The sequence below is a fragment of the Streptomyces sp. NPDC028991 genome (assembly GCF_055564775.1).
In genome coordinates, this window is record NZ_JBVHVP010000022.1 from 22,114 (window position 1) to 45,385 (window position 23,272).

Annotated in this window: 25 protein-coding genes and 2 pseudogenes; 19 read left to right on the forward strand and 8 right to left on the reverse strand. The window is 72.4% G+C overall.

From position 1 onward, the window contains the following. Positions 1–21: 21 nt before the first annotated feature. From ACZ4V1_RS29815 to ACZ4V1_RS29825, 3 genes are all read left to right on the forward strand, one after another. On the forward strand, positions 22–390 hold the full coding sequence (locus ACZ4V1_RS29815; RefSeq protein ID WP_468342103.1) for a hypothetical protein: 369 nt from the start codon (positions 22–24) through the stop codon (positions 388–390). 113 nt (positions 391–503) lie between these two features. Continuing rightward, on the forward strand, positions 504–2,519 hold the full coding sequence (locus ACZ4V1_RS29820; RefSeq protein ID WP_468342106.1) for an FAD-dependent oxidoreductase: 2,016 nt from the start codon (positions 504–506) through the stop codon (positions 2,517–2,519). A gap of 31 nt (positions 2,520–2,550) precedes the next feature. Beyond that, positions 2,551–3,105, forward strand: a complete 555-nt coding sequence (locus ACZ4V1_RS29825; protein WP_468342108.1) for a PadR family transcriptional regulator — start codon at positions 2,551–2,553, stop codon at positions 3,103–3,105. 13 nt (positions 3,106–3,118) lie between these two features. Here ACZ4V1_RS29825 and ACZ4V1_RS29830 read toward each other — a convergent pair whose 3' ends face one another. Further along, positions 3,119–3,670, reverse strand: coding sequence for a hypothetical protein (locus ACZ4V1_RS29830; RefSeq protein WP_468342111.1), 552 nt, complete (start codon positions 3,668–3,670; stop codon positions 3,119–3,121). A 165-nt stretch (positions 3,671–3,835) separates the two neighbouring features. Continuing rightward, a complete protein-coding gene (locus ACZ4V1_RS29835) occupies positions 3,836–4,840 on the reverse strand; it encodes a fibronectin type III domain-containing protein (protein ID WP_468342114.1) in 1,005 nt (334 codons plus the stop codon). A 444-nt stretch (positions 4,841–5,284) separates the two neighbouring features. On the opposite strand from ACZ4V1_RS29835, the gene ACZ4V1_RS29840 reads away from it, so the two are divergent. Beyond that, positions 5,285–6,133 carry a glycoside hydrolase family 75 protein gene (locus ACZ4V1_RS29840; RefSeq protein ID WP_468342117.1) on the forward strand — a complete coding sequence of 283 codons (849 nt, stop codon included), beginning with the start codon at positions 5,285–5,287 and terminating at the stop codon, positions 6,131–6,133. 31 nt (positions 6,134–6,164) lie between these two features. Here ACZ4V1_RS29840 and ACZ4V1_RS29845 read toward each other — a convergent pair whose 3' ends face one another. Then, positions 6,165–6,926, reverse strand: a complete 762-nt coding sequence (locus tag ACZ4V1_RS29845) for an SDR family NAD(P)-dependent oxidoreductase (RefSeq protein ID WP_468342119.1) — start codon at positions 6,924–6,926, stop codon at positions 6,165–6,167. A gap of 132 nt (positions 6,927–7,058) precedes the next feature. Here ACZ4V1_RS29845 and ACZ4V1_RS29850 point away from each other — a divergent pair, with 132 nt between their 5' ends. After that, positions 7,059–7,703 carry a TetR/AcrR family transcriptional regulator gene (locus tag ACZ4V1_RS29850; RefSeq protein WP_468342122.1) on the forward strand — a complete coding sequence of 215 codons (645 nt, stop codon included), beginning with the start codon at positions 7,059–7,061 and terminating at the stop codon, positions 7,701–7,703. Positions 7,704–7,871: 168 nt separating this feature from the next. Here ACZ4V1_RS29850 and ACZ4V1_RS29855 read toward each other — a convergent pair whose 3' ends face one another. The 3 genes from ACZ4V1_RS29855 to dhaK are packed head-to-tail and all read right to left on the reverse strand — an operon-like array spanning position 7,872 to position 9,916. Next, on the reverse strand, positions 7,872–8,282 hold the full coding sequence (locus tag ACZ4V1_RS29855; protein WP_468342124.1) for a PTS-dependent dihydroxyacetone kinase phosphotransferase subunit DhaM: 411 nt from the start codon (positions 8,280–8,282) through the stop codon (positions 7,872–7,874). Beyond that, the gene (dhaL, locus tag ACZ4V1_RS29860) at positions 8,275–8,874 is read right to left on the reverse strand and encodes a dihydroxyacetone kinase subunit DhaL (protein ID WP_468342127.1); all 600 of its coding nucleotides are present in this window, start codon (positions 8,872–8,874) and stop codon (positions 8,275–8,277) included. The genes ACZ4V1_RS29855 and dhaL overlap by 8 nt, the downstream gene beginning before the upstream one ends. A gap of 49 nt (positions 8,875–8,923) precedes the next feature. Continuing rightward, positions 8,924–9,916, reverse strand: a complete 993-nt coding sequence (gene dhaK, locus ACZ4V1_RS29865; RefSeq protein WP_468342130.1) for a dihydroxyacetone kinase subunit DhaK — start codon at positions 9,914–9,916, stop codon at positions 8,924–8,926. Positions 9,917–10,359: 443 nt separating this feature from the next. Between dhaK and ACZ4V1_RS29870 the strand changes: the two are divergent. The 6 genes and pseudogenes from ACZ4V1_RS29870 to ACZ4V1_RS29895 all read left to right on the forward strand — a co-directional run. Further along, positions 10,360–10,491, forward strand: a pseudogene (locus ACZ4V1_RS29870) (LacI family transcriptional regulator); the annotation flags it as partial. 285 nt (positions 10,492–10,776) lie between these two features. After that, the gene (locus tag ACZ4V1_RS29875; RefSeq protein ID WP_468342133.1) at positions 10,777–11,466 is read left to right on the forward strand and encodes a DJ-1/PfpI family protein; all 690 of its coding nucleotides are present in this window, start codon (positions 10,777–10,779) and stop codon (positions 11,464–11,466) included. Positions 11,467–11,531: 65 nt separating this feature from the next. Then, on the forward strand, positions 11,532–11,849 hold the full coding sequence (locus ACZ4V1_RS29880) for a hypothetical protein (protein ID WP_468342136.1): 318 nt from the start codon (positions 11,532–11,534) through the stop codon (positions 11,847–11,849). Further along, the gene (locus ACZ4V1_RS29885; protein ID WP_468342275.1) at positions 11,846–12,016 is read left to right on the forward strand and encodes a hypothetical protein; all 171 of its coding nucleotides are present in this window, start codon (positions 11,846–11,848) and stop codon (positions 12,014–12,016) included. Before ACZ4V1_RS29880 ends, ACZ4V1_RS29885 begins: the two co-directional genes overlap by 4 nt. After that, the gene (locus tag ACZ4V1_RS29890) at positions 12,013–12,315 is read left to right on the forward strand and encodes a DUF3817 domain-containing protein (protein WP_468342139.1); all 303 of its coding nucleotides are present in this window, start codon (positions 12,013–12,015) and stop codon (positions 12,313–12,315) included. Before ACZ4V1_RS29885 ends, ACZ4V1_RS29890 begins: the two co-directional genes overlap by 4 nt. Further along, the gene (locus ACZ4V1_RS29895; RefSeq protein WP_468342142.1) at positions 12,312–12,752 is read left to right on the forward strand and encodes a DUF6010 family protein; all 441 of its coding nucleotides are present in this window, start codon (positions 12,312–12,314) and stop codon (positions 12,750–12,752) included. The genes ACZ4V1_RS29890 and ACZ4V1_RS29895 overlap by 4 nt, the downstream gene beginning before the upstream one ends. Here ACZ4V1_RS29895 and ACZ4V1_RS29900 read toward each other — a convergent pair. Then, a pseudogene (locus tag ACZ4V1_RS29900) lies at positions 12,697–13,247 on the reverse strand (amidase family protein); the annotation flags it as partial. The gene ACZ4V1_RS29895 and the pseudogene ACZ4V1_RS29900 sit on opposite strands and share 56 nt — an antisense overlap. A 154-nt stretch (positions 13,248–13,401) precedes the next feature. Between ACZ4V1_RS29900 and ACZ4V1_RS29905 the strand changes: the two are divergent. From ACZ4V1_RS29905 to ACZ4V1_RS29920, 4 genes are all read left to right on the forward strand, one after another. After that, positions 13,402–13,833, forward strand: a complete 432-nt coding sequence (locus ACZ4V1_RS29905; RefSeq protein WP_468342145.1) for an NfeD family protein — start codon at positions 13,402–13,404, stop codon at positions 13,831–13,833. A gap of 2 nt (positions 13,834–13,835) precedes the next feature. Further along, complete coding sequence (locus ACZ4V1_RS29910; protein ID WP_468342148.1) at positions 13,836–14,882, forward strand: SPFH domain-containing protein; 1,047 nt, start codon at positions 13,836–13,838, stop codon at positions 14,880–14,882. 73 nt (positions 14,883–14,955) lie between these two features. Next, positions 14,956–15,969: a TerC family protein gene (locus tag ACZ4V1_RS29915; protein WP_468342151.1), complete on the forward strand. Its 1,014-nt coding sequence runs from the start codon at positions 14,956–14,958 to the stop codon at positions 15,967–15,969. 100 nt (positions 15,970–16,069) lie between these two features. Then, positions 16,070–16,276, forward strand: coding sequence for a hypothetical protein (locus ACZ4V1_RS29920; protein ID WP_468342154.1), 207 nt, complete (start codon positions 16,070–16,072; stop codon positions 16,274–16,276). Positions 16,277–16,387: 111 nt separating this feature from the next. Here the strand turns inward: ACZ4V1_RS29920 and ACZ4V1_RS29925 are convergent, their stop codons facing one another. Next, entirely contained in the window at positions 16,388–17,314 is a 927-nt protein-coding gene (locus ACZ4V1_RS29925) for a DUF3152 domain-containing protein (protein ID WP_468342156.1), read from the reverse strand. Between the two features lie 113 nt (positions 17,315–17,427). Between ACZ4V1_RS29925 and ACZ4V1_RS29930 the strand changes: the two genes are divergently transcribed. From ACZ4V1_RS29930 to ACZ4V1_RS29945, 4 genes are all read left to right on the forward strand, one after another. Next, the gene (locus ACZ4V1_RS29930) at positions 17,428–18,117 is read left to right on the forward strand and encodes a response regulator (protein WP_468342159.1); all 690 of its coding nucleotides are present in this window, start codon (positions 17,428–17,430) and stop codon (positions 18,115–18,117) included. 11 nt (positions 18,118–18,128) lie between these two features. Next, a complete protein-coding gene (locus ACZ4V1_RS29935; protein ID WP_468342162.1) occupies positions 18,129–19,625 on the forward strand; it encodes an ATP-binding protein in 1,497 nt (498 codons plus the stop codon). Further along, positions 19,622–20,278: a GerMN domain-containing protein gene (locus tag ACZ4V1_RS29940; protein WP_468342165.1), complete on the forward strand. Its 657-nt coding sequence runs from the start codon at positions 19,622–19,624 to the stop codon at positions 20,276–20,278. Before ACZ4V1_RS29935 ends, ACZ4V1_RS29940 begins: the two co-directional genes overlap by 4 nt. Before the next feature lie 99 nt (positions 20,279–20,377). Then, positions 20,378–23,167, forward strand: a complete 2,790-nt coding sequence (locus ACZ4V1_RS29945; RefSeq protein ID WP_468342168.1) for an alpha/beta hydrolase — start codon at positions 20,378–20,380, stop codon at positions 23,165–23,167. Positions 23,168–23,272: the final 105 nt, after the last annotated feature.

The following is a 23,272-nucleotide window of genomic DNA, read 5'->3' on the forward strand; positions in this document are numbered from 1 at the left end:
GCCACGAGAGGAGCGATCACGATGGACGCTGAGCGACTGCATCCGGAGTCCGTCTCGGTCGAGCTGAGCGGGTGCAGCAAGGAGGACGCCCGGACCGTGTTCGAGGCCCTGTGCGCGTGCTACTCGTCCGACCGGCGCCCGGACGAGGTGCCCCGGACCCACCACGAAGTGCGCCCCACCGTGTGGCTCGGCACCTTCGACGTGGCCGAGGCCCGGGGCGGGTGCGACCCGGCCCGGCTCTCGGCGTCCGTCGAGGCCGATGTGCAGGGCGGCTACTGGGCGATCGAGCGGTTCCGCACCACGCTGGACTCCCTGTTCACCGTGCACGACCTGAGCGCGGCCTCCGGGGATCAGGAGCGGGAACTGCACCTACGGCTGGAGAGCCACTGACCGAGGCCCGCCGGTGCGGCGGTGTGGTGTGCGCCGCCTTCTTGTGCAACTAGTTGCATAAGAAGGCGGCCGTCCTCTACAACAGAGGCACCACACCGCGCACGGAGGGCCCGATGAGCCGCTACCCCCACCTGCTGAGCCCGCTCGACCTGGGCTTCACCACGCTGCCGAACCGCGTCCTGATGGGCTCCATGCACGTCGGCCTGGAAGAGGCCGAGCGCGGCTTCGAGCGCATGGCCGCCTTCTACGCCGCCCGCGCCCGCGGGGGAGTGGGCCTGATCGTCACCGGCGGCATCGCCCCCAACGACGAGGGCCGGCCGTACGAGGGCGGCGCCAAGCTCACCACCGAGGCGGAGGCGGAGCGGCACCGGCTCGTCACGGAGGCCGTGCACCGCGAGGGCGGCCGGATCGCCCTGCAGATCCTGCACTTCGGCCGCTACGCCTACCACCCCGACCTGGTCGCCCCGAGCCCCCTCCAGGCGCCCATCAGCCCCCACGTGCCCCGCGAGCTGACCGACGCCGACGTCGAGCGCACCATCGACGACTACGTCCGCACCGCCCGCCTCGCCCGCGAGGCCGGGTACGACGGCGTCGAGATCATGGGCTCCGAGGGCTACCTGATCAACGAGTTCATCGCCGCGCGGACCAACCACCGCACCGACCGCTGGGGCGGCTCCTACGAGAACCGCATGCGCCTTCCCGTCGAGATCGTGCGCCGGGTCCGGGAGGCGGCCGGGGAGGACTTCATCGTCGTCTACCGCCTGTCCATGCTCGACCTGGTCCCCGGCGGCTCCACCCTCGACGAGGTGATCACGCTCGCCAAGGCCGTCGAGGCGGCCGGAGCGACCATCATCAACACCGGCATCGGCTGGCACGAGGCCCGCATCCCCACCATCGCCACCTCCGTGCCGCGCGGCGCCTACACCTGGGTGACCGAGCGCCTGATGGGCGAGGTGACGGTGCCGCTCGTCACCACCAACCGCATCAACACCCCCGAAGTGGCCGAGCGCCTGCTCGCGGAGGGCGCGGCCGACATGGTGTCGATGGCCCGCCCGATGCTCGCCGACCCCGACTTCGTCGCGAAGGCCGCGGTGGGCCGCCCGGAGGCCATCAACACCTGCATCGGCTGCAACCAGGCCTGCCTGGACCACACCTTCAGCGGGAAGATCACATCCTGCCTGGTCAACCCGCGCGCCTGCCACGAGACCGAGCTGGTCCTCGCCCCGACCCGGCGGCGCAAGCGCGTCGCGGTCGTCGGCGCCGGACCGGCCGGACTGGCCTGTGCGGTGAGCGCCGCGGAACGCGGCCACGAGGTCACCCTGTACGACGCCGCGAGCGAGATCGGCGGCCAGCTCAACGTCGCCCGCAAGGTCCCCGGCAAGCAGGAGTTCGACGAGACACTGCGCTACTTCCGTACGCAGCTGGCGGCGCACGGCGTCGACGTACGCCTGAACACCCGGGTCGGCGCCGACGACCTCGACGGCCACGACGAGGTCGTCGTCGCCACCGGCGTCACCCCGCGCACCCCGGAGATCCCCGGCGTCGACCATCCGAGCGTCGTCGGCTACCTCGACGTGCTCCGCGACGGTGCGCACGTCGGCGACCGGGTCGCGATCCTCGGCGCGGGCGGTATCGGCTTCGACGTCGCCGAGTACCTCACCGACGGCGGCGACAAGGCGCACGAGGACCCCGGGGCGTACTTCCGCCTCTGGGGCGTCGACATGGACTACCGCGCGCCCGGCGGTCTCGCCGAGCCCGAGCGGCCCGCGCCGCCGCGCACCGTGCACCTGCTCCAGCGCAAGACCTCCAAGGTCGGCGCCGGCCTCGGCAAGACCACCGGCTGGATCCACCGCACCGAACTGAAGCACCGCGGCGTCACCATGGTCCCGGGCGTGCGCTACGACCGGATCGACGACGCCGGACTGCACGTCACGATCGGCGACGAGTCCACGGTCCTGGCGGTCGACACGGTCGTCCTGTGCACGGGCCAGGAGCCGAGCCGCGGCCTGTACGACGACCTGGTCGCCGCCGGGCGCAGCGCGCACCTCATAGGCGGCGCCGACGTGGCCGCCGAACTGGACGCCAAGCGCGCGATCAAGCAGGGCACCGAGCTGGCGGCGGCGCTGTAGGAGACGCGTGGGCCGTCCCTAGGATGAGCCCATGTCACTCCCGCACGCGATCCTCACCGCCCTGGCCGAGAAGCCGTCGTCGGGGCTGGAGCTGACCCGGCGTTTCGACCGGTCGATCGGCTACTTCTGGTCGGCGACGCACCAGCAGATCTATCGCGAGCTGGGAAAGCTGGAGTCGGCCGGTCTGATCCGCGCGCTGCCCGGCCGGCAGCCGGCCCGCGGGCAGAAGAAGTCCTACGAGGTCCTGCCCGCGGGCCGCGACGAACTGGCCCGCTGGGCCGCCACCCCGCAGGACCCGAGGCCCCTGCGGGACACGATGCTGCTGCGGCTGCGGGCCGCGGCCGTGGTCGGCACCAACGGCATCGAGGCGGACCTGCGCCGTCACCTGGACCTGCACGAGCGGCAGTTGGCGGAGTACGAGGAGATCGAGAGGCGGGACTTCCCGCCGGGCAGGGACAGTGCCGAGGACCGGCTGCGGCACCTGGTGCTGCGCGCCGGTATCGACCTGGAGACCTTCTGGACCCAGTGGCTCAGGCACGCGCTGGCGCAGTTCGGCGAACTGCCCGAAGGCGACGAACGGGCCTGACCGCGCCCGCGGCTCAGAACCGGTACGGCTTGGCACGGCGGCGCAGGAACCAGGCGGCAGCGATGACGCCCGTGCCGACGAGGGCGCCGCCCGCCACCAGGGTGGCCGTGCCGTAGTCCTGGACCGCCCCGCCGAGACCGCCCAGGACACCACGCGACGCGGAGGGGGAGGGGGACGGGGAGACGGAGCGGCTGGGCGAAGGAGAGGGCGCCGCGGAGACGATGACGGTCTGGGTGCCGGCGGTGCTGTTGTTCGAGCACATGACGATGACCGTGTACGTGCCGGGGCTGATGCCCGACCAGGTGGCGGACTGACCGGACGCCGTCCCGGACAGCGCCACCTGGCGCCCCTGGGCGAAGTCCCCCTGGCTGCCGGTGAGCAGCGAGGCGGTGCCCCAACTGCCGTTGAGCTGGGCGCAGGCGGTGGTCGTAACCGACACGGTGGTCCCCGTGGTGCTCACGGAGATCCCCGGGCCCGCCGAAGCGGGTCCGGCGGCCAGGGCGACGGGCAGCGCGGCGGCTGCCACGGTCAGGCCGGAGCGGAGAAGTGGCGATGAGATGCGCATGTGGACTGCCCTCCGGCGGCACGGTCGGCGGTACATCCGGTTGCGCCGCCGAGATCGGAAACACCCGTGCTGCCTCACGGGCAGCCAACAGGGCGGCGGCCGTGCCCGCATGCCGAGCGCGACCGCCCAGGTGACGCGCCGGCCGGCCGCACGACTGCCGTGACGTCACCCGCCGTCGCCCGTGGTCACCTTCCGCTCCGCCGACAGACCGCCCCAGGTGCCGTCGGACAGCCTGGCCCGCACCCGCACCCGGTGCGTGACTCCGGCCTCCGGTCCCGCGTAGAAGCTGTACTCCGCCCGGTCGCGCGGCGCGTCGGCGCCGTAGACGAGTGATGTCGCCGGGCGGCCGTCCAGGTGGATTTGGTACTCGGTGACCAGGCCGCCGGTCCGCGGCGGGACCCAGGTGAGATCGATGTAGTACGCCCCGTCGGCGCGGTGGGAGGCCGCGCGCAGGGCGGTGGGCGCCGTGGCGCGGCCGTCGTCGGAGCCCGGGGTGGTGAGCCGGACGGTGGCGCCGGCGGGGGAGACGTTGTCGGCCGCGTCCCGCGCCCGGACCGTGAAGGAGTACCGGGTACCCGCGCGCAACCCCGTGACCACCGCCGCCGTCTGGCCGCCACCGACGCTGTGCACCTTCGTCCCGCCCTGGTGGATGTCGTACGACACCACCTCGCGGTCGTCGGTCGAGGCGGACCAGGTGAGCTGGACCGCCCGGCTGCCCGCGGCCCGGCCGTGGACGTCCGCCGGGCGCGTCGGGGCCGAGTCGTCGGCGACGGCGGCGGGAGTGGTCGCCCGCACCTCCCGGCTGTGCGGTCCCAGCCGTCCGCCGGCGTCGCGGGCCCGCACGGTGAAGGCGTAGGCGGTCGAGGGGCGCAGCCGGGTGATGTCCACCATGCGGTCGGACGCCGCCACCTCCTTCACCAAGGTGCCGCGGCGGTGGACCTCGTACGTCTCGACGCCGTCCACCGCGTTCCACATCACGTGCACGGTCGTGGCGCTGCCCGCCTCGGCGGTGACGCCGGTCGGTGCCCCGGGCGGCCCGCCGCTCCCGTCGCCGTCTTCGCCCGTGCCCCACCCGCAGGACGTGATCAGGGCGAGCGCGCCGCAGACCAGGGCGCAGCGGCGCGGGACGGAGACGCGGGCGGGCAGGGCGGGAACGGGCGCGTCTCGCACGGCTCTGCCTCCAGGACCTCTTCGGCTCGGCTCGGCTCGACTCCGGCCGGTCTCGGCTCACGGGTAATGGTCCGGACCAATATGACGTGCGTGACGCGACCACATCAAGAGGGCGGTCGTTGGCGACCCTCCGGAAGGGTTACGTATGCTGAGTCTGCTCACGGCCGAAGCCCCCGAAGGAACAGGGGAGTTCGGTGCCACGGCGCGGACCGCTGTCGTCGCTGATGCCGCGCCGGCGCGGGCGGCCGGGCGGGCCGGAGCCGGTACAGGGCCCGGCCTGCCCGCCCCCGGTCGCACCACCGGTCGTGTGCCCGGGCGCGCACCGCTCCGTACCGCGCCGGCGGTCGGGCGTGCACCGTCTGGCCCACAAAAGGTGGCCGCGTGCGCGATTCGGGGACAGATGTGGCCGAGTGACCGTCCATGTCCCCCAGGAGAGGCCACATAGTGCGTGTCCAGTCGCTGACACTGGTCGCGGCCAGCGCCGCCCTGCTCGCCCCCACTGCGTTCCCCGGTGCTCCGCCCCCGCCCCGTCCCGGCCCCCAGGCCCAGCTCGGGTCCGGTCACCAGCACCAGGCCTGGCCGGTCCGCGCGGACAGGTCCGGTGCCCGGATCGGGCCGGTGCCGCAGCCCCAGGCGGGGCCCGTTCCGCCGTCCGGGATCCGGGCCGGGGCCGGGGCCGGATCCGGGCCGAAGGAGGCCCGGCGGGAGGGGCCCGTCCGCGCCGTCGACCTGCTGGCCAAGGCGCGGAGCTGCGACCCCGTCTCGCGCGGGCGCTACCGCACCGACGCCGGAGCGCCGGCCGACATCCCGGTCTGCGGCACGCGGGACGCCGTGTACTGGAAGGCCGACCTGGACGTCGACTGCGACGGCCGGCCCGGCGACCACTGCAACAGCGCCACCGACCCCTACTTCACCGCCGCCACCGCCTACACCCGGTCGGACGGCAGCCCTCTGGACGCCGAACGCCTGCCCTACGTCGTCGTACCCGAGCCGAGTGACATCTGGGACCACCGCGAGCACGACGTCCACGGCGGGTCGGTCGCGGCCGTCGTCCACGGGGACCGCGTGCGCTACGCGGTCGTCGGCGACGTCGGCCCGCGCGACCTCGTCGGCGAGGCCTCCTACGCCGCCGCCCAGTCGCTCGGCATCCCCGCCGACCCGCACGGGGGCGGTACCGCCTCGGACGTGACGTACATCGTCTTCAAGGGCAGCGAGGTCGAGCCCATCGAGGACGAGGCCGCCGCCGAGAAGGCAGGGGAGCGGCTGGCGCGGCAGTTCCTGGACGACGACTGAGCCGCCCGCGCCTCAGGGGGCGCCGGGTGCCTCAGACGGCGGACCAGCCGTCGTCGACGGGCAGGATCGCGCCGTTGATGTTGCTCGCCGCCTCCGAGGCGAGGAACACGATCGCCGCGGCCTGCTCCTCGGGCTGCGACACCCGGCCGAGGTTGACGAAGTGCGGCCCGAGCGTGGCCGGACCGTGGGCGCCCTGCTCGGCGTCCACGGCGATGGCGGTCTGCGTGCCGCCCGGGCAGATGGCGTTGGCGCGGATGCCCCGCCCCCGGTACATCACCGCCAAGGACTTGGTCAGCCCCACCACGCCGTGCTTGGAGGCCGTGTAGGCGGCGCCCGCCGCGCTGCCGCGCAGGGCGGCCTCCGAGGCGGTGTTGACCACGGTGCCCCGGCCCGCCGCCAGCATGTGCGGCAGTACCGCGCGGGTCAGCAGGAAGGGAGCGGTGAGATTGACCCTCAGCACCCGCTCCCACTCGGCGTCGCTCACGTCCGCGAGCGCCGACATCCGGTCCATGATCCCGGCGTTGTTCACCAGGACGTCGATGCCGCCGAACCGCTCGACCGCGGTCGCCGTCACCCGGTCGACGACAGCCTGCTCGCTCAGGTCGCCCGTCACGGCCACGGCGGTGCCGCCCGCCCGCTCGATCTCCTGGACGGCCGTGTCCGCGCCCTCGGCGTTCAGGTCCGCCAGCACCACACGGTCGCCCTGCGCGGCGAACGCCAGGGCGGCGGCCCGCCCGATGCCCGATCCCGCCCCGGTGACGATGACACTGCGCCCGCCCGGTCCGCCGTTCATGTGGTGCTCCTTCGCGTGAGGTCCAGGGGCGCCGTGCCCGCTGCCCGGTCACTCTACGACTTAATGTCGGTGAGCGACAAAAAGTAGTCGTGGAGAATCCCGGGAGAGACATCACCGGCGCCGGAGGAACAGATGGCCGCAGCCCGCGGACGCACAGGACGACCGCCCCTGACCGAGGAACGCAAGGCCGAGATCCGGCTGGAGATCGCCCGCGCCGCCGTGGACCTCTTCGTCACCCAGGGGGTCGCCGCGACCACGGGCGAGCAGATCGGCCGCGCGGCCGGCATCTCGGCACGCACGGTGTGGCGCTACTTCCCGACCAAGGAAAGCTGCGTACGCCCGCTGCTCGCGGCCGGCGTCGAGCTGATCGCCGACTCGCTGCGACAGTGGCCGCCCGGCCAGCCCCTCGACGAGGCCCTCGACCTCGAGCAGCGGACGGCGGACAACGACCGTCTCCTCGCCGGCCCCGCGCACGCCACCGTCGGGGCACTGGTCCGGCTGACCCGCACCGAACCGGGCCTGCGAGCGGTCTGGCTGCGGACCTACGACGAGGCCGAACCGGAGTTCGCCCGCGCCCTCGCCGAACGGGCCGGGCTGCCCGCGGGCGATCTGCGGCCGGCGATCCAGGCGGCCATGTTCAACGCGGCGCTGCGCGCGGCGGTCGAACACCACGCCTGGCACACGGCCGACACCCGCGCCGACGCCGCGACGGCGCGGGCCGAACTGGCCGCGACCCTGCGCACCGCTCTCCGCGCCGCCGCGAGCGGCCTCACCTGACGCGGTACGCCGGTGGCACGGCCCGGGCGGGCGGGTTCCCGGGGCGGCGGGGGCGTGTCCTCCCGCCGCCTCCCCGGCCACCGGACACCGCGACTGGACCCACCGGGCGGAGCCGCGGCCAGACCTCCCGGTCGGAGTAGCGGCCAGACCTTCCGGTCGGAGTAGCGGCTAGACCTTCCGGTAGGAGTACGCCTCCGCGGCCGCCGCCTCGACGGCCGCGAGGTCGGCACCCGTCGCGGCCGTCACGACCGCCGCCACCGCGCCCTCGACGAAGGGGGCGTCCACCAGACGGGTGTTCTCGGGGAGTTCGTCGCCCTCGGCGAGCAGCGCCTTGACGGTGAGCACCGCGCTGCCCAGGTCGGTGAGGACGGCGACCCCCGCTCCCCGGTCCACGGACGCGGCGGCGGCGGACACCAGCTCGGAGCTGGTACCGAACCCGCCGGACGCGGTTCCGCCCGCCGGCGCGACCGGCACCGTCACGCCACCGCCCGACAGGGCCTTCGCCAGCCCGGCCACGGACGCGGCGACCTCGGCGCTGTGCGACACCAGCACGATCCCGACCAGCTTCGCGTCACTCACCGGACGCCTCCTCCAGTGCCGCCACGAGCAGCGCCGCCGAAGTCGCCCCGGGGTCCTGGTGCCCGATGCTGCGCTCGCCCAGATAGCTCGCCCTGCCCTTGCGGGCCTGCAACGGCACGGTGGCCTCGGCGCCCTCCTCGGCCGCGGCGCGGGCCGCGGCGAAGGAGTCGCCGAGGGCGTCCACGGCGGGAACCAGGGCGTCGATCATGGTCTTGTCGCCCGGTGCGGCGCCCCCGAGGGTCCGTACGGCGTCCACCCCTGTCCGCAACGCTTCGGCCAGCTGACCCTCACTCACCTCGGCGGCGTCGCCGAGCGCCTTGCCGGTACGGCGCAGCAGCGTCCCGTACAGCGGCCCCGAGGCACCGCCGACCGTGGAGATGAGCCGGCGCCCGGCGAGCGTCAGGACCGCGCCGGGCGTGTCGGGTGCCTCCTTCTCCAGCGTGGCCGTCACGGCCGTGAACCCGCGCTGGAGGTTGCTGCCGTGGTCGGCGTCGCCGATCGGGGAGTCGAGGGCGGTGAGCCGTTCCGCCTCGCGGTCGACCAACGCGGCGGTCGCCGTCATCCAACGGCGGAAGAAGTCGGCGTCGAGCACTGGATCTCCTTGCCTGGTAGGTACCTTGCGATCCCTTCCCCGTCCACCCTCACATGCCCCACCTCAGACCCGGTGTCTTCACCGGGGCGTCCCAGAGCCCGAGCAGTTCCTCGTCGATCTCGCACAGGGTGACCGAGGCCCCGGCCATGTCCAGCGAGGTGACGTAGTTGCCGACGAGGGTGCGGGCCACGGCGACACCGCGATCGCCGAGTACGCGGTGCACCTCGGCGTTGAAGCCGTACAGCTCCAGCAGCGGCGTCGCGCCCATGCCGTTGACCAGGACCAGGACGGGGTTGCGTGGGGTGAGGTCGGACAGGATCGCGTCCACGGCGGCCTCGGCGATCTCCCCCGAGGTCATCATCGGGCGTCGCTCCCGGCCGGGCTCCCCGTGGATGCCGATGCCCAGTTCGAGCTCACCGGCCGGCAGGTCGAAGGTGGGGCTGCCCTTGGCCGGCGTCGTGACGGCGCTGAGCGCGACACCGAAACTGCGGGAGCCGTCGTTCACCTGGCGGGCGATCGCCTCCACCCGTTCCAGCGGCCGGCCCTCTTCCGCCGCGGCCCCGGCGATCTTCTCCACGAACAGCGTCGCCCCCGTACCGCGCCGCCCGGCCGTGTAGAGGCTGTCCGTCACCGCCACGTCGTCGTTGACCAGCACCTTGGCGACCTGGATGCCCTCGTCCTCGGCCAGTTCGGCGGCCATGTCGAAGTTGAGCACGTCACCGGTGTAGTTCTTGACGACGAACAACACCCCGGCCCCGCTGTCCACGGCCGCCGCCGCCCGTACCATCTGGTCCGGCACCGGCGAGGTGAACACCTCGCCCGGGCAGGCCGCGGAGAGCATCCCGGGCCCCACGAACCCGCCGTGCAGCGGCTCGTGCCCGGAGCCACCCCCCGACACCAGGGCGACCTTCCCGGCCACCGGGGCGTCCCGTCGCACGACCACCCTGTTCTCGACATCCACGGTCAACTCGGGATGGGCGGCCGCCATACCGCGTAGCGCGTCCGCGACCACGGTCTCCGGGACGTTGATGAGCATCTTCACGGGATACCTCCTGGGAAGCGTAGTAGGCGAGTCCTTGACCTACGTTTTTGCTGGTCAGTATTGGTTCCGGTACTTCGTGCCGCTGAGCGGACCGAGGCGGGTTCCGGCTGGCGTGCTGCTGTCGGCAGTATCGGCCTTGCGGTAGGGAAGGTCACGCGCGAGAACGTCATGGGCGTGCCCCGGTCCGGAATCAGGACGCGTTCGGCTCTGGCCACGCGCTGGCGCCTCCGCGCACACCAGGGCTCCTTCGCAGGGAGCGGGAGCGCCGCCCCCCGGCGGCGCAGCCGAAGGAGGCGGCACCACGAGGGAGATGGCATCGCTCGCACGGGAGTGAACGGTGCGTCCGCAGAGCCTCGCCGAAGCCCGGAACCGGCTGCCCCCCGGCGACAACACCCTGACCGTGCTGGAACCCGAACGCCTCGGCGACCGGACCACCCTGCACCCTCGCGGTCGCCCACCTGCTGCGCCACATCGCGGACCCCGACGCTGCGCCGGAGGCCGCGTCCGTCGATCCCGCGTTGATCGTCCGCGCCAGCACGGGACCGGCCGGGCGATCGACGTCGGCGCGAGGGTAGGGCAGGCGGGTCCGGGAGAAGACCTCGATCGGGGTGGACAGGTCGGACGGGATCACCTGATCCCACGCGAGAACAGCGACCGTGAGCATGGCCGGAACCCGCCTCCCCGTCAGCCTGACGGGCTCGGGCCGGCATTCCGTAAGCTCCACATCTCCGCAGCTCACGCCCTTTGTGAAGGCGTTGGCGCTATCCCGTCGAGGTCTGTCACTAGTGCCACTAGGCGAGCCCCCGGAAGGCCGGTTGACTTCGGAGCGTCCCGATGGAAGTCGACCCCGAGGAAAGTCCATGCACATCCAGGTCGTCCTGTTCGATGGCTTCGACCCGCTCGATGCCGTCGCCCCCTACGAGGTGCTGTACGCCGGCGGCTTGGCGTCGGACGGCGCGGTGACCGTCGAGCTGGTCACCGCAGAGGGCCCTCGTGAGGTCGTCAGCGGCACCGGAGGACTGACGCTGCGCGCCGCCGGCGCCCTCGACCTGGAGCGCGCCGACATCCTTCTGGTGCCCGGCGCCTCCGGCCGCGTGGGCGAACCCGGCGAGGTCCCGGAGGAAGAGGCGGGCGCCGGCGAGTGGAGGCAGGACGAGTTCATCCCGGTGCTGCTGGGCCGCACGCTGGCCACCGAGCTCCCCGCGCTCCTCGAGCAGGCGATGGACGACCCGGACATCACCGTCGCCACCGTCTGCGGCGGCTCGCTGGTGCTGGCCATGGCCGGCCTGCTGGGGGGACGTCACGCCACCACCCACCACATGGGCCTCGACCTGCTGGACGCCACCGGCGCCCACGCGGTCCGGGCCCGCATCGTGGACGACGGTGACCTGATCACCGGCGCCGGCGTGACCTCCGGTCTCGATCTGGGCCTGTACCTACTGGAGCGCGAGGTGGGCCCCCGCGTCGCGCACGCCGTCGAAGACCTCTTCTCCCACGAGCGGCGCGGCACCGTATGGCGCGCGCAGGGCCCGACGCCCACCACCCTCTGAGCACCCGGCCCTTCGCGGGTCCGGTCGCTCACCATCCCCCTTGCACAGTCAGGAAGAACATCAGCATGTCCGTCGAAGGCACCTGGAACCTGTCGGTTTCCACCCCCATCGGCAAGATCAAGGCCGTGGTCGAACTCCGTGAGCAGGACGGCATCCTGACCGGCGTCGCCCACGGAGCCGGCGAGGAAGTGACACTCGCCGACATCACCCTCGTCGACGACCGGCTCACCTGGAAGCAGGCCATCACCAAGCCCATGCGGCTGAACATGACGTTCGACGTGACAGTGAACGGTGACACCCTCCAGGGCACCTCCAAGGCCGGCCGCCTTCCGTCTTCGAAGGTCACCGGCGAACGCCAGACCACCCCGGAGCACCAGGCGTGACCAGGCTTCTCCGGTCCTCGCACCATCGTCGCCGTCGGCCCGCAGCCGCCGGCGCCACGCCCCCGGCACCGCGCCGCCTCGCCATGGCCACCGGCGTCTTCAACCTGCTCTGGGCCACCGTCACCGCCCTGGTGATCATTCGTCCCGGCTCCACCACGGGGGCATGACCATGCACCTCCGGCCTCCGCCCCATCTGCGCATCGCGGCTCACGCCGAGCTGATCTCCCTGATCGTGATGCTGACCAACGTGTTCACCGTCCACCTCAAGCCCGTCTCATCCTTGATGGGCCCCACCCACGGCTGCGCCTACCTGTTCGTCGTCATCGCGACCTGGCGCCTCGAGCAGGCTCCGGCCGCCGTCAAGATCCTGGCCCTCGTTCCGGGCGCCGGCGGGCTGCTCGCGCTGCGACGGTTCGACCGCGGCGATTCGGCCCGCCCCCAGGAGGAAGAAGTCATCCCGTCATGAACCTCGTATCACCGGTGATCGTCGGCGTCATCTACTGCCTGCTGATGTCCCTGATCAAGGAACCGCACCGACGCCGCTTCAACGCGATCATGGTGGGCGGAGCCGGGGCCGCCTATCTGAGCGGGGGAGGATTCGGCACGTGGGAGCTCCCATTCGTGGCACTCGTGGCCTACGTCGCCTACCGCGGCCTGGACTCCTGGACGTTCATCGGCGTCGGCTGGCTGCTCCACACGGCCTGGGACATGGTCCACCACCTCAAGGGCAATCCGATCCTGCCGTTCTACCACGACTCGTCCCTGGCGTGTGCGATCTGCGATCCGGTCATCGCCCTGTGGTGCTTTCGCGGAGGACCTTCCCTGATCGCGCTCGTCCGCCGCGGGCTCAGGCCCGGCCGGACAGCGGACCACGCACACGATCACGCCTCTGCCCCCTCCTGACCGGACTGCACCCGCACCTGACGGACAGACCGGGGGCCGGAAGACCTGACCGAGGCCAGGCGTCCGGCCGGCCCTCCACCGCGGCTCCCAGCGACAGCAGCTCGGCATCCTGGTGGTCGCCGGCCATCAGGAGCAGGCCGACCGGCAGTCCGTTCACGGGCCCAGCCGGCACGGACAGCGACGGGTACCCGGCGACGGGTATCCGGCGACGGCGGCCGGTGTGGAGGACGGGAGCACATCGTTGTCGCCCCGCGCACAGCCGGTCGTCCCCGCGGGCGGGTTCGCCGGGGAGGCGATGGCGTCCAGGTGGTGCGCGGTCGTGGTCTCGTCGATCGACCGACGGGAGAGATCCGTCAACTCGGCGCGCATCGCCCGGTACCGCGGGTCGGTGGTCGCGGGCGTCCCCAGGGCCTGCTCGAACAGTTCCTGACCGGCGAAGCAGGTCCGCTCGGCCGGATGCGCGCGGTTGAAATCGATCAACCCGGCGAGGTCCCGTCCGCTCGATGCCGAAGGTGGTCCAGCGGGAAGGCCGGGCCAGTGCGGTCGGAGCAGTGACAGTAACGGGTGGGTTCTGTTTTCCTGGAAGAAGGTAAAACAGAGGTATACGCCCAGCCATTCGCGCACCCACACCTTGCAGGAGGGGGTCGTAATGGATCCATGGCTGATCTGGTTGATCGTCGCAGCGGTTCTGATCGTGGCGGAGATCTTCACCCTCACCGCCGCGCTCGGAATGCTGGGTGCGGCCGCGCTGATCACGGCCGGATCCGCCGCGGCCGGACTTTCACCACCATTCCAGTTCGTGGTGTTCACCCTCGTCGCCACGGTCACCCTCATCTTCGTACGCCCCATCGCGCTGCGCCACGTCCTCCGGCCCCAAAGGGAGCGTTTCGGCGTGGACGCGCTGGTCGGAAAGGCCGCCTACGTCGTCTCCGAGGTGACGGGCATGGAGGGCAGGGTCCGTATCGGCGGCGAGGAATGGACGGCCCGTTCCTATGACGAGACGCTGGTGATCCCTCGAGGAGCGACCGTCGACGTGATGGAGATCAGCGGATCCACCGCACTCGTCTACCCCCGGGAGTGACCATGGAAGCCTCGGCGTTCCTCATCGCAGGCGTGATCGTAGCGCTGCTCGCGGTTTTCACCGTGGTGCGGGCGGTACGCATCGTGCCCCAGGCCCGCGCCCGCAACGTCGAACGGCTCGGCCGCTACCACCGCACCCTGAAACCCGGCCTGAATCTCGTCATTCCGTACATCGACCGCGTCTATCCGGTGATCGATCTCCGGGAACAGGTCGTCTCCTTCAAACCGCAACCGGTCATCACCGAGGACAACCTGGTCGTCGAGATCGACACCGTGCTGTATTTCCAGGTCACCGATCCACGCGCGGCTTTCTACGAGATCGCGAGTTTCCTCCAGGCGGTCGAGCAGCTCACCGTCACCACTTTGCGCAATGTCGTGGGCTCCATGGATCTGGAGAAGACCCTCACGTCACGCGACACCATCAACAGCCAGCTCCGCGGTGTGCTCGACGAGGCCACCGGTAAGTGGGGGCTGCGCGTGAACCGGGTGGAGATCAAGGCCATCGACCCCCCGCAGTCCATCAAGGACGCGATGCAGAAGCAGATGCGGGCCGAGCGGGACAAGCGGGCCGCCATTCTCGGCGCGGAGGGGCAGCGCCAGTCGCAGATCCTCACCGCCGAGGGCGACAAGCAGGCCGCCGTCCTGCGCGCGGAGGGCAACCGCACCGCCGAGATCCTCAAGGCCGAGGGGCAGTCCCGGGCGATCGACGAGGTCTTCCAGGCCGTGCACCGCAACGACCCCGACCCCAAACTCCTCGCCTACCAGTACCTCCAGGTGCTGCCCCAGCTCGCCCAGGGGTCGGGCAGTACCTTCTGGGTCATCCCCAGCGAGGTCACCTCCGCGCTTCAGGGGGTGTCCCGCGCCTTCACCGAAGCGCTGCCCCAGTCGCCCGCCACTCGCGAGAAGCCCTCCGACGAGGGCGCTGCCCAGGCCGCCAGCGACACGGCCCAGGCCGCGGAGGCCGCCGCCCAGGCCCTCGCCGACGCGGCCAGGGCCGACGGCGTGACGTCCGGTGCGCAGCGTCCGGCCCCCCTGGCCGAGGACCGCTGAGATCGTCCCCGGCCGTCGCGTGGGGCACACTCGGGTGTAGGGGTGTGTCCCTGCGGATCATTGCGAGGCCCGCATGTTCGATGTGCCGTTCTGGCTCTGGATAGCCTTCGCCGCGACCGTGGTCGTGTCGCTCGTCGTCGACCTGCTGGCCCATCGTGACACTCACGTCATCGGATTCAAGGAAGCGGCGGCCTGGAGCGGGCTGTGGGTGGGGCTCGCCCTCGTCTTCGGCGGGGTCGTCTTCCTCGTCCTGGGCGGGACGGCGGGCACGGAGTACACCACCGCGTGGCTGCTGGAGAAGAGCCTCTCGGTCGACAACCTCTTCGTCTTCGCCCTGATCTTCGCCTACTTCAAGGTGCCCCGCGCCTACCAGCACCGGGTCCTCTTCTTCGGTGTCATCGGTGCCCTGGTGTTCCGCGGCGTCTTCCTCGCCGCCGGCGTGGCCGTGGTCAGCCGGTTCACCGCCGTGCTGTTCGTCTTCGCGGCCATCCTCTTCTACAGCGTCTACAAGATCCTCAAGGGCGAGGAGGAGAGCTTCGACCCGGGCCGCAGCTTCGCCGTCCGCCTGCTGCGCAAAGTCATTCCCGTGCGCGACACCTACGCGGGCCCGAAGTTCTTCGTGAAGGAGGCGGGCAAGCGTGTCGCGACACCGTTGCTCGCCGTCGTCGCCGCGATCGAAGCGGCCGACCTGATCTTCGCCGTGGACAGCGTGCCGGCGGTGCTCGCCGTCAGCGACGACGCCTTCATCGTCTACACCAGCAACGCCTTCGCCATCCTCGGCCTGCGGGCCCTGTACTTCCTGCTGTCGGGACTCCTGGACCGGTTCCACTACCTGAGCAAGGGCCTGGCGATCATCCTCGGCTTCATCGGCGTCAAGCTCATCCTCCAGGCGACGCACAAGATGGTCAGCCCCTCCGTGCCGGAAATCCCGTCCACGGTGAGTCTGGCGGTCATCGTCGTGGTCCTGACGGCATCGGTGATTCTGAGCCTGCGTCGCCCCACCGAGGCACCCGACGAGGCCGCCGGGGCCGGACCCGACGAGGAGGCCCTCGCCCCGCCCCCGGCAGGACGACACGACTCCCGGTGAGGTGCCGAAGTGGCACGGGACTGTTCCAGCCGGACATACGAACGTAAAGTAGGGGTAAAAGCTCCTCGAAACTTTCCTTTCAGGTGTGGACGTGAGAGCCATGAGCAGTCACACGCGGCAGACGAAGACGAAGCAGGAAACACGGCAGGCGGACGTGCAGCGCGGGCACACCTGCCCGTCCTGCGGCCACCACGTCCCCGCCGAGGTCCATCGGCACAAGACGCTCGGGATCAACGTTCCGGTGTGGCGTCCGGGCACGTGCCACAACCCGGACTGCGCCGAATCCGCGACCGACCGGCGCGGGTAACCGCCGGGCGCGGGCGGACGCCGAGCGGTGGATTCCGGTGGCGCGGGCCTCCACCGCCTGAACGCGGGTGCTCGCCCCGAGGCGGGCGTCCGAGGCGCACGGTACCTCTCCTCAGCCGACGGCCGGCCCGGTGACGAGCCGGCCGTCGCTGTCGTAGGGCCAGACATTGGTCCGGCATCCGTGCAGTCCCTTGATCTGCTGCATCATCACCGGCGCGGGCCGCCCCGCCCCGGGACACCCCACGTGGCCGTGGCCGAGGAAGTGGCCGACCTCGTGGTTGATGATCAGAGCCCGGTAGGACGTCACGTCGTCCGCGTAGTACTGCGTGGCCAGCAGCCACCGTTTGAGGTTGACCATGACGTCCTGGCCCACGTTGCAGTTGACCTCGCCCCCGGTGTCCAGACCGTACTGCCCGCAGATGTCGTCCACCGTCTCCGCCGTGGCGAGCCGTACCCGGAAGTCGGACGTGCCGCCGGACACCCGCCGGAACCCCACCTTCCCGTCCGCCGTCCAGCCCCGCTCGTCGGCGAGGATCCGCTCGACCTCGGTCGCGACGTCCCGCGCCGGGATTCCGATGCCGTCCTCGACCTGGACCACGTAGGTCAGCGTCCGCCCGCTCCCGCCGACCCGGTCACCGGCGCCGCCCGCGGTGGCGAACGTCCCCGGCCCGGACGACGGAATCGAGCCGGGGTCCCGACCCTTACCCCCCTCCTTCTCCTTCTCCTGCTCCTGCTCCTTTCCGGCCTCGGGGTCTGGACCGTCCTTCTCCACACCCTCCGTCTCGACGGCCTCGCGCGAGGCGGGCCGCTCGGCCGCCGAGGACGACCCGGCGGCATCGGTCGCGTCGGCGGAGCGGCCGGAGCTCTCCGCACGCTCCTCGAGGACCAGACCGCCGGCGAGCAGCAGCACGACGCAGGCCACCACCCCCGCCCACAGCATCGGCGGCTTCCCGCCCCGGCTGCGGCGGGCGGGGCTTCCGCGGCGGCGCCGGCGGGCCGCGGCGGAGGGCGGCGAGGACGTCGATCGGTGCTCGTTCATGATCACGAAGGGTGCCCCCGCCGTGTGATCGCCCGAGGACCGCTTTTGGACCGCTGTGTAACAGCCGTCACCCGCGCGAGGACGTTCGCACGTTCATACGCATACTGAGACGCATGCCACGGGTCCTGATCATCGAAGACGACCGCGCCGTCCGGGAGGGCGTGCGCCTCGCACTGCGCCGCCAGGGACACGAGGTCGCCGCCGCAGTGACGGGCGAGGACGGGCTGGAGCAGCTGCGGACCTTCAGGCCCGACGCCGTGATCCTCGACCTGATGCTGCCCGGCATGCCAGGCCTCGAGGTGTGCCGCCGGATACGCGCCCACGACCAGGTGCCGATCATCATGGCCACCGCCCGCGGCGACGACACCGACATCGTCGTCGGACTCGAGGCCGGAGCCGACGACTACGTGGTCAAGCCGGTCCGCGCCCGCGTCCTGGACGCACGCATCCGCGCGGTGCTGCGCCGCGTGGGCGGCGCGTCGGACGACCTGGGCACACCCCGCACCGAACACCACGGTGACCTGGTCATCGACCGGGCCGGCCTCACCGTCACCCACCAGGGCCGGCCCGTCGCCCTCGGCCCCTCCGAACTGCGGCTGCTGCTCACCCTGTCCGCCTCGGCCGGGCAGGTGTTCAGCCGCCAGCAGCTCCTGGAAGCGGTGTGGGAACACAACTACCACGGGGACGCGCGGCTCGTGGACGCCTGCGTGAAGCGCCTGCGGGCCAAGATCGGCGAGCCCGCGGGCCGGCCCCGTTACGTCCACACCGTGCGCGGCTTCGGCTACCGGTTCGGCTCCCGGTGAGAGTCCCCCGGGTGCTGCGCGCGCTGAGCGGCCTGCGCGTGCGGTTGGTGGTGGCCTTCACCCTCGTCGCCGTCGTGGCCACGGTGACCACCGGCGCGCTGACCTTCCGCGAGGCACGTACCGGCGTCCTGCAGCAGAGCCAGGACACCGTGATCGAGGACTTCCGGCACCGGGTCAACACCCTGGTCCCCAACTACCGGTTCCCGCCAGGCGAGTTGGACCTGCTGTCGTTCGCCACCGACGTGTCGCGTGGCGGTCGGTCCCAGAACTGGCGGGTGCTGGTCGCCTACCAGGGCGCGAGTGCCACCTCCGACCCGGGGGACTCGTTCCGGGAACTGTCCCCGGCGATGCGCGAGTCCGTGCGCACCCGCCGCGCCACCGTCTTCCAGCGGGTGACGCGGGACGGCCACTCCGCCCTGGTCGTCGGCATGCCCGTCACCTTCGCGGGCGAGTACGGCACCCAACGGCGCGCCTCCGGACTGGAGGTCTACCTGACCGTGCCGCAGCGCGAGGAGCAGGGTTACGTCGACGCGCTGGTCACCGCCATCGAACGCGCCACCGTGCCCGCCCTGGCCCTGGCCGTGCTGATCGCCCTCCTGGCCGCGCGCGGGGTACTGCGGCCCGTGCGGGCGCTGCGGCGGGCGACCCGCAGTATCGCCGAGGGACGCCTGGACACCCGGCTCGCGGTGCAGGGCTCCGACGAACTCGCCGACCTGTCCCGCACCTTCAACGAGACGGCCACCGCGCTGGAGGGGTCGGTGGCCGAACTACGGCGCATGGAGGCCGGCGCGCGTCGCTTCGCCGCGGACGTCTCGCACGAACTGCGCACCCCGCTCGCGGCGATGTCGGCGGTGACGGACGTACTGGACGAGGACGCGGCCGGCCTCGACGAGGACACCGCGATGGCGGTGCGCCTCATCAGCGAGGAGACCACGAAGCTGGCCGGCCTGGTGGACGACCTGATGGAGATCTCCCGGTTCGACGCGGGCGCGGCCGCCCTGCACCTGGACGAGATCGACCTCGCCGAGTCCGTACGGCGCACGCTCGCCTCCCGCGGCTGGCTGGACACCGTGGAGACCGGCCTGCCGGAACCGGGCGCGCTGCGCGGCCGGGTCGACCCGCGCCGCCTCGACGTCGTCGTCGCGAACCTCGTCGCCAACGCCCTCCGGCACGGCGCTCCCCCCGTCCGCCTGCGCCTTCGCGCCGAGGACGACCCGCAGGCGGGAAGGCAGGCGGTCGTGGAGGTCAGGGACGCCGGGGACGGCATCCCCGACAGCGTCCTGCCGCATGTCTTCGACCGCTTCTACAAGTCGGACAGCGCCCGCACCCGGAGCGAGGGCAGCGGCCTCGGGCTGGCCATCACCACCGAGAACGTACGCCTGCACGGCGGCACCCTACGGGCGGCGAACCATCCGGACGGCGGCGCCGTCTTCACGGTCGTCCTCCCTCTGCGACCGGACGGGGCGGAGGAACGGGTGACGCGAGCGGCGAAGGAGGAACAGCCATGAACGGAACAGCCATGAACCACCCGCCGGCGCCAGCACCGGCGTCCCCCACGGGGGCGGGCGTGAGACCGGCCGGCGGCGGTCACCGACGCCGGCTCCCCCTCCTGCTCGCGGCGGCGCTGCTCCCGCTCTCCGCCTGCGGCATCCCCGCGACCGGTGTGGTCGAGGCGGGCGAACCCGCGACCGGCGTCCTGCAGCCCGGCCGCACATCCGTCCCGTCACCGACCGAATCCGCGGTCGTGCCCGGCATCACGGTCCCCCTCTACTTCGTCACGGACGGCGCTCTGGTGGCCGTACCCCGCACGGTGCCCGGCGCGACCGACCTCGGCAGCACCGTGCTCATGCTGTTCCAGGGACCGGACGAGCAGGAACGGAACGAGGGGCTGACGACCGAACTGCCGCCGGCCGTCGTGGCGCCCACCATCCGGACCGACGGAGCGGCGGTCGTCGTCCAGTTGCCGGGGAGCGTCGGGAGCCTCAGCGACACGGCCGTCGACCAGCTGGCCTGCACGGTCGCCGTCGCGCGGCTGCGCCAGGACCCGGTGCTGGGGAGCGCGCAGGTGACCGTGGAGCAGCCCGGCGGCCGGCTGGCGGGCCGGTCCAGCGAGGACTGCCCGACCGGCGAGGCCCGTGAGGCGGGCGGCCGCGGCGGCTGACGTCACACAGGCAACCCGAAGGATCTCCTCACCCTCCTCCTCCAACGAGGGGCTTCCGCACCGGCGGAGCCCCGCCCCGAGGTATTGAGGAGCGGATTCTTGATACGTGCGCGAAAGACATGGGCCGCCGCCATAGCGGTCCTGACTCTGCTGGGAGCGGCACCCGCCGCGGCCCACGCCCTGCCGCCCGCCGCCTCCGCGCGGTCGGCACCGAACGGCACCGCCGAACTGCCGCCCGGCTGGCGGATCACCGGCACCGATCAGGCGAGAGCCCTGGAGTGGCGCTCCCCGCGGGCCGTCCCGCCCGGCGACGCACGGGTGGAGTTCCACACCGACGGCCGCCTGCTCGGCGTACCGGAACCGGACGAGGACGGCCGGACCTTCCGCTTACCCCTGGACGACACGGAACCGGCCGCCCTGAACGGGCTGACGGACCTCCAGGTCCTCGCCGCCGGCCGCCGGCTGGACGAGGAGCCCGGTGCCGCCGCCCGCGAGCGCCGCCGCACCGACTCACCCCCGGCGAAACTCCCGCCCCGGCTCCCCGCCGGCACCGTCGACCCGGGCAGACCCGGCCGGTTCGCCACGACCACCGGCGAGTACACGCTCGACCCGGTCCGGCTGCCGGGTCTCCCCGCCCCGGTCGAGATGCGCGGCCTGGTGGTCGCCCCCGAGGGAGCGACCGGAAAGCGCCCGCTCGCCCTCTTCCTGCACGGCCGCCACGCCACCTGCTACGTCCCCGGCCAGGGCGAGGAGGCCGTCACCATCGACTGGCCCTGTGCCGACGGCACCCGGCCCATCCCCAGCCACCGCGGCTACCGCCAGGACCAGCAGCTGCTCGCCTCCCAGGGCTACGTGACCGTCTCGATCTCCGCCAACGGAATCAACGGCCAGGACGGCGACGTCGAGGACGGCGGCGCCCAGGCCCGCTCCTCGCTGGTGCGCTCGCACCTGGCCCGCTGGGCGGACTGGGCCGCCGGATCCGCCACCGCCCCGGCGGCCGTACGCCGGGGCCCGAAGGTCGACCTGTCCCGTGTCCTGCTCGTCGGCCACTCGCGTGGCGGCGAAGGAGTCGACCGGGCCGCGATGGACAGCCTCTACCCGCCGCCCGCGAGCCAGGACGGCCACCGGGGGCGGGCCCGCTGGAACATCCGGGGCACCGTACTCATCGGCCCGACCGCCTTCGGCCAGAACCCGGTCCCCGACGTGCCGTCGCTGACGATCCTGCCGGGCTGCGACGGCGACGTCTCCGACCTCCAGGGGCAGCTCTACGTCGACGGCACCCGCGGGGTGAGCCGGGGCCGGGCGCTGCACAGCGCGGTCCACATCACCGGCGCGAACCACAACTACTTCAACAGCGAGTGGACGCCCGGCCAAGCCCAGGCGCCCGCCTTCGACGACTTCTGGGACGACCCCGAGGACCGCGACCCGGTCTGCTCCGTGGGCAGCCCGACGAGGCTCACCGCCGAGCAGCAGCACCGGGCCGGCGCGACCTACATCGCCGCCGCCGCACGGCTGTTCGTCGCCGGTGACGACCGGGTGCGCGAGCTGATCGACGGCACGGGCCGCCGCGCCCCCTCGGCCGGCCCCGCGCGCGTGCTGACGCACGCGGTCGGCGCCGGCCGCGGCCCCGGATTCCTGCCGGACGGCGGGGTGAAGGTGACCGGTGGACGCCTGTGCTCCGCGATCGACCCCGACCCGGAAACCGCCTGCCTCGGCGAGGACGCGCGCGGTTCCTCGCCGCACTTCGCGTACTGGCGGCCGGAACGCGAGGTGGGCCGCAGCGCGATCGCCCTCGACTGGTCGGCTCCGGGTACCGCGACCCGTATCCGTCCCGGCGGACCCGTCTCCCTGAAGGGCGCGAAGAGCCTCGCCCTGCGTGTCATCGTGCCGCCGGGCAGCAGCGGCACCCGGCTCGACGTCTCCGTCACCGACACCGAAGGCAGGCGTGCCACCCTCGGCCGCGTCCGCGCCGACGGACTGCCGGGCAGTGAACGCACCGCGTCCTACTGGGCGCAGGAACTGCGCGTACCGCTCACCGCCGCCGGCCGCGCCGGAGTCGACCTGCGCCGTATCGCCTCGCTGGAACTGACGCCGCGTTCCCGCGCGGGCCAGGCGTGGCTGATGGACGCCTACGCGTGGCAGGCGGGCACTCCCCAGGTGCGGCCCGCCCCGCTGGCCCGTGTCGACATCGGCCGGACGAAGGTCGAGGAGGGCGACGAGGGCGTGCGGATCCACTGCGTGCCAGTGCGCGTCGTCGGCAAGGGCGGCGGCACGGTCAGGATGTACGTCACGGACCCGGCGACGGGGGTGACCGAGGACCGCCTGGTGACCGTCCGTCCGGGCAGCCCGGGCATCGACGTCACCGTGAAGGTGACGGGCAACGAACGGTACGCCTGGGACACCTCCCACGACGTGCTCGTGAAAGCGGTACGAGGCTCGGTCATCGGCTCCTACGCCGGCGGCGTCACGGTCGAGAACGACGACCCGATGCCGAGGATCAGTGTGACGCCGGTCGCCGACGAAGTCACCGAGGGACAGCCGCTGCGCTGGCGGGTCTCGCTGTCCGAGCCCGCCGACGTGGACCTGGGCACGGCGCTGGTCGCGGTGCCGGACGACGCCCGTCCCGAGTTGTCCACCAAGGACGTCGACCGTGACTGGCTGCTGGAGACGGTGGGGGAGATCCCCGACGGCGAGGTCCCGCTGTCCGGGCTGGAGTACTTCTCGCTGTGGGCCTCGGTCCCGCCCGGGGAGTCGGACGCCGAGGTGACGGTGCCCACGGTCCGCGACGCCGTCACGGAGCCCACGGAGTACATCGGCTTCCGAAGCCTCGACGACGAGGGCGAGCCGCAAGGCCCGGTGCTGACCGGTACCGTACTCGACGCGTCGTAGTCGGCAACCAGCAACCAGCAACCAGCAACCAGCAACCAGTAACCAGCAACCAGCAACCAGCGACCGCACGCGGGCCCGGACCCGGCGCCGTCCGCTCCGGACCCG

Bases quoted from the DNA above. Each gene is read 5' to 3' on its own strand.
- ACZ4V1_RS29815 (WP_468342103.1), top strand. From the start codon at position 22: ATGGACGCTGAGCGACTGCATCCGGAGTCCGTCTCGGTCGAGCTGAGC.
- ACZ4V1_RS29820 (WP_468342106.1), top strand. From the start codon at position 504: ATGAGCCGCTACCCCCACCTGCTGAGCCCGCTCGACCTGGGCTTCACC.
- ACZ4V1_RS29825 (WP_468342108.1), top strand. From the start codon at position 2,551: ATGTCACTCCCGCACGCGATCCTCACCGCCCTGGCCGAGAAGCCGTCG.
- ACZ4V1_RS29830 (WP_468342111.1), bottom strand. From the start codon at position 3,670: ATGCGCATCTCATCGCCACTTCTCCGCTCCGGCCTGACCGTGGCAGCC.
- ACZ4V1_RS29845 (WP_468342119.1), bottom strand. From the start codon at position 6,926: ATGAACGGCGGACCGGGCGGGCGCAGTGTCATCGTCACCGGGGCGGGA.
- ACZ4V1_RS29850 (WP_468342122.1), top strand. From the start codon at position 7,059: ATGGCCGCAGCCCGCGGACGCACAGGACGACCGCCCCTGACCGAGGAA.
- ACZ4V1_RS29875 (WP_468342133.1), top strand. From the start codon at position 10,777: ATGCACATCCAGGTCGTCCTGTTCGATGGCTTCGACCCGCTCGATGCC.
- ACZ4V1_RS29880 (WP_468342136.1), top strand. From the start codon at position 11,532: ATGTCCGTCGAAGGCACCTGGAACCTGTCGGTTTCCACCCCCATCGGC.
- ACZ4V1_RS29890 (WP_468342139.1), top strand. From the start codon at position 12,013: ATGACCATGCACCTCCGGCCTCCGCCCCATCTGCGCATCGCGGCTCAC.
- ACZ4V1_RS29895 (WP_468342142.1), top strand. From the start codon at position 12,312: ATGAACCTCGTATCACCGGTGATCGTCGGCGTCATCTACTGCCTGCTG.
- ACZ4V1_RS29905 (WP_468342145.1), top strand. From the start codon at position 13,402: ATGGATCCATGGCTGATCTGGTTGATCGTCGCAGCGGTTCTGATCGTG.
- ACZ4V1_RS29910 (WP_468342148.1), top strand. From the start codon at position 13,836: ATGGAAGCCTCGGCGTTCCTCATCGCAGGCGTGATCGTAGCGCTGCTC.
- ACZ4V1_RS29915 (WP_468342151.1), top strand. From the start codon at position 14,956: ATGTTCGATGTGCCGTTCTGGCTCTGGATAGCCTTCGCCGCGACCGTG.
- ACZ4V1_RS29920 (WP_468342154.1), top strand. From the start codon at position 16,070: ATGAGCAGTCACACGCGGCAGACGAAGACGAAGCAGGAAACACGGCAG.
- ACZ4V1_RS29925 (WP_468342156.1), bottom strand. From the start codon at position 17,314: ATGAACGAGCACCGATCGACGTCCTCGCCGCCCTCCGCCGCGGCCCGC.
- ACZ4V1_RS29930 (WP_468342159.1), top strand. From the start codon at position 17,428: ATGCCACGGGTCCTGATCATCGAAGACGACCGCGCCGTCCGGGAGGGC.
- ACZ4V1_RS29940 (WP_468342165.1), top strand. From the start codon at position 19,622: ATGAACGGAACAGCCATGAACCACCCGCCGGCGCCAGCACCGGCGTCC.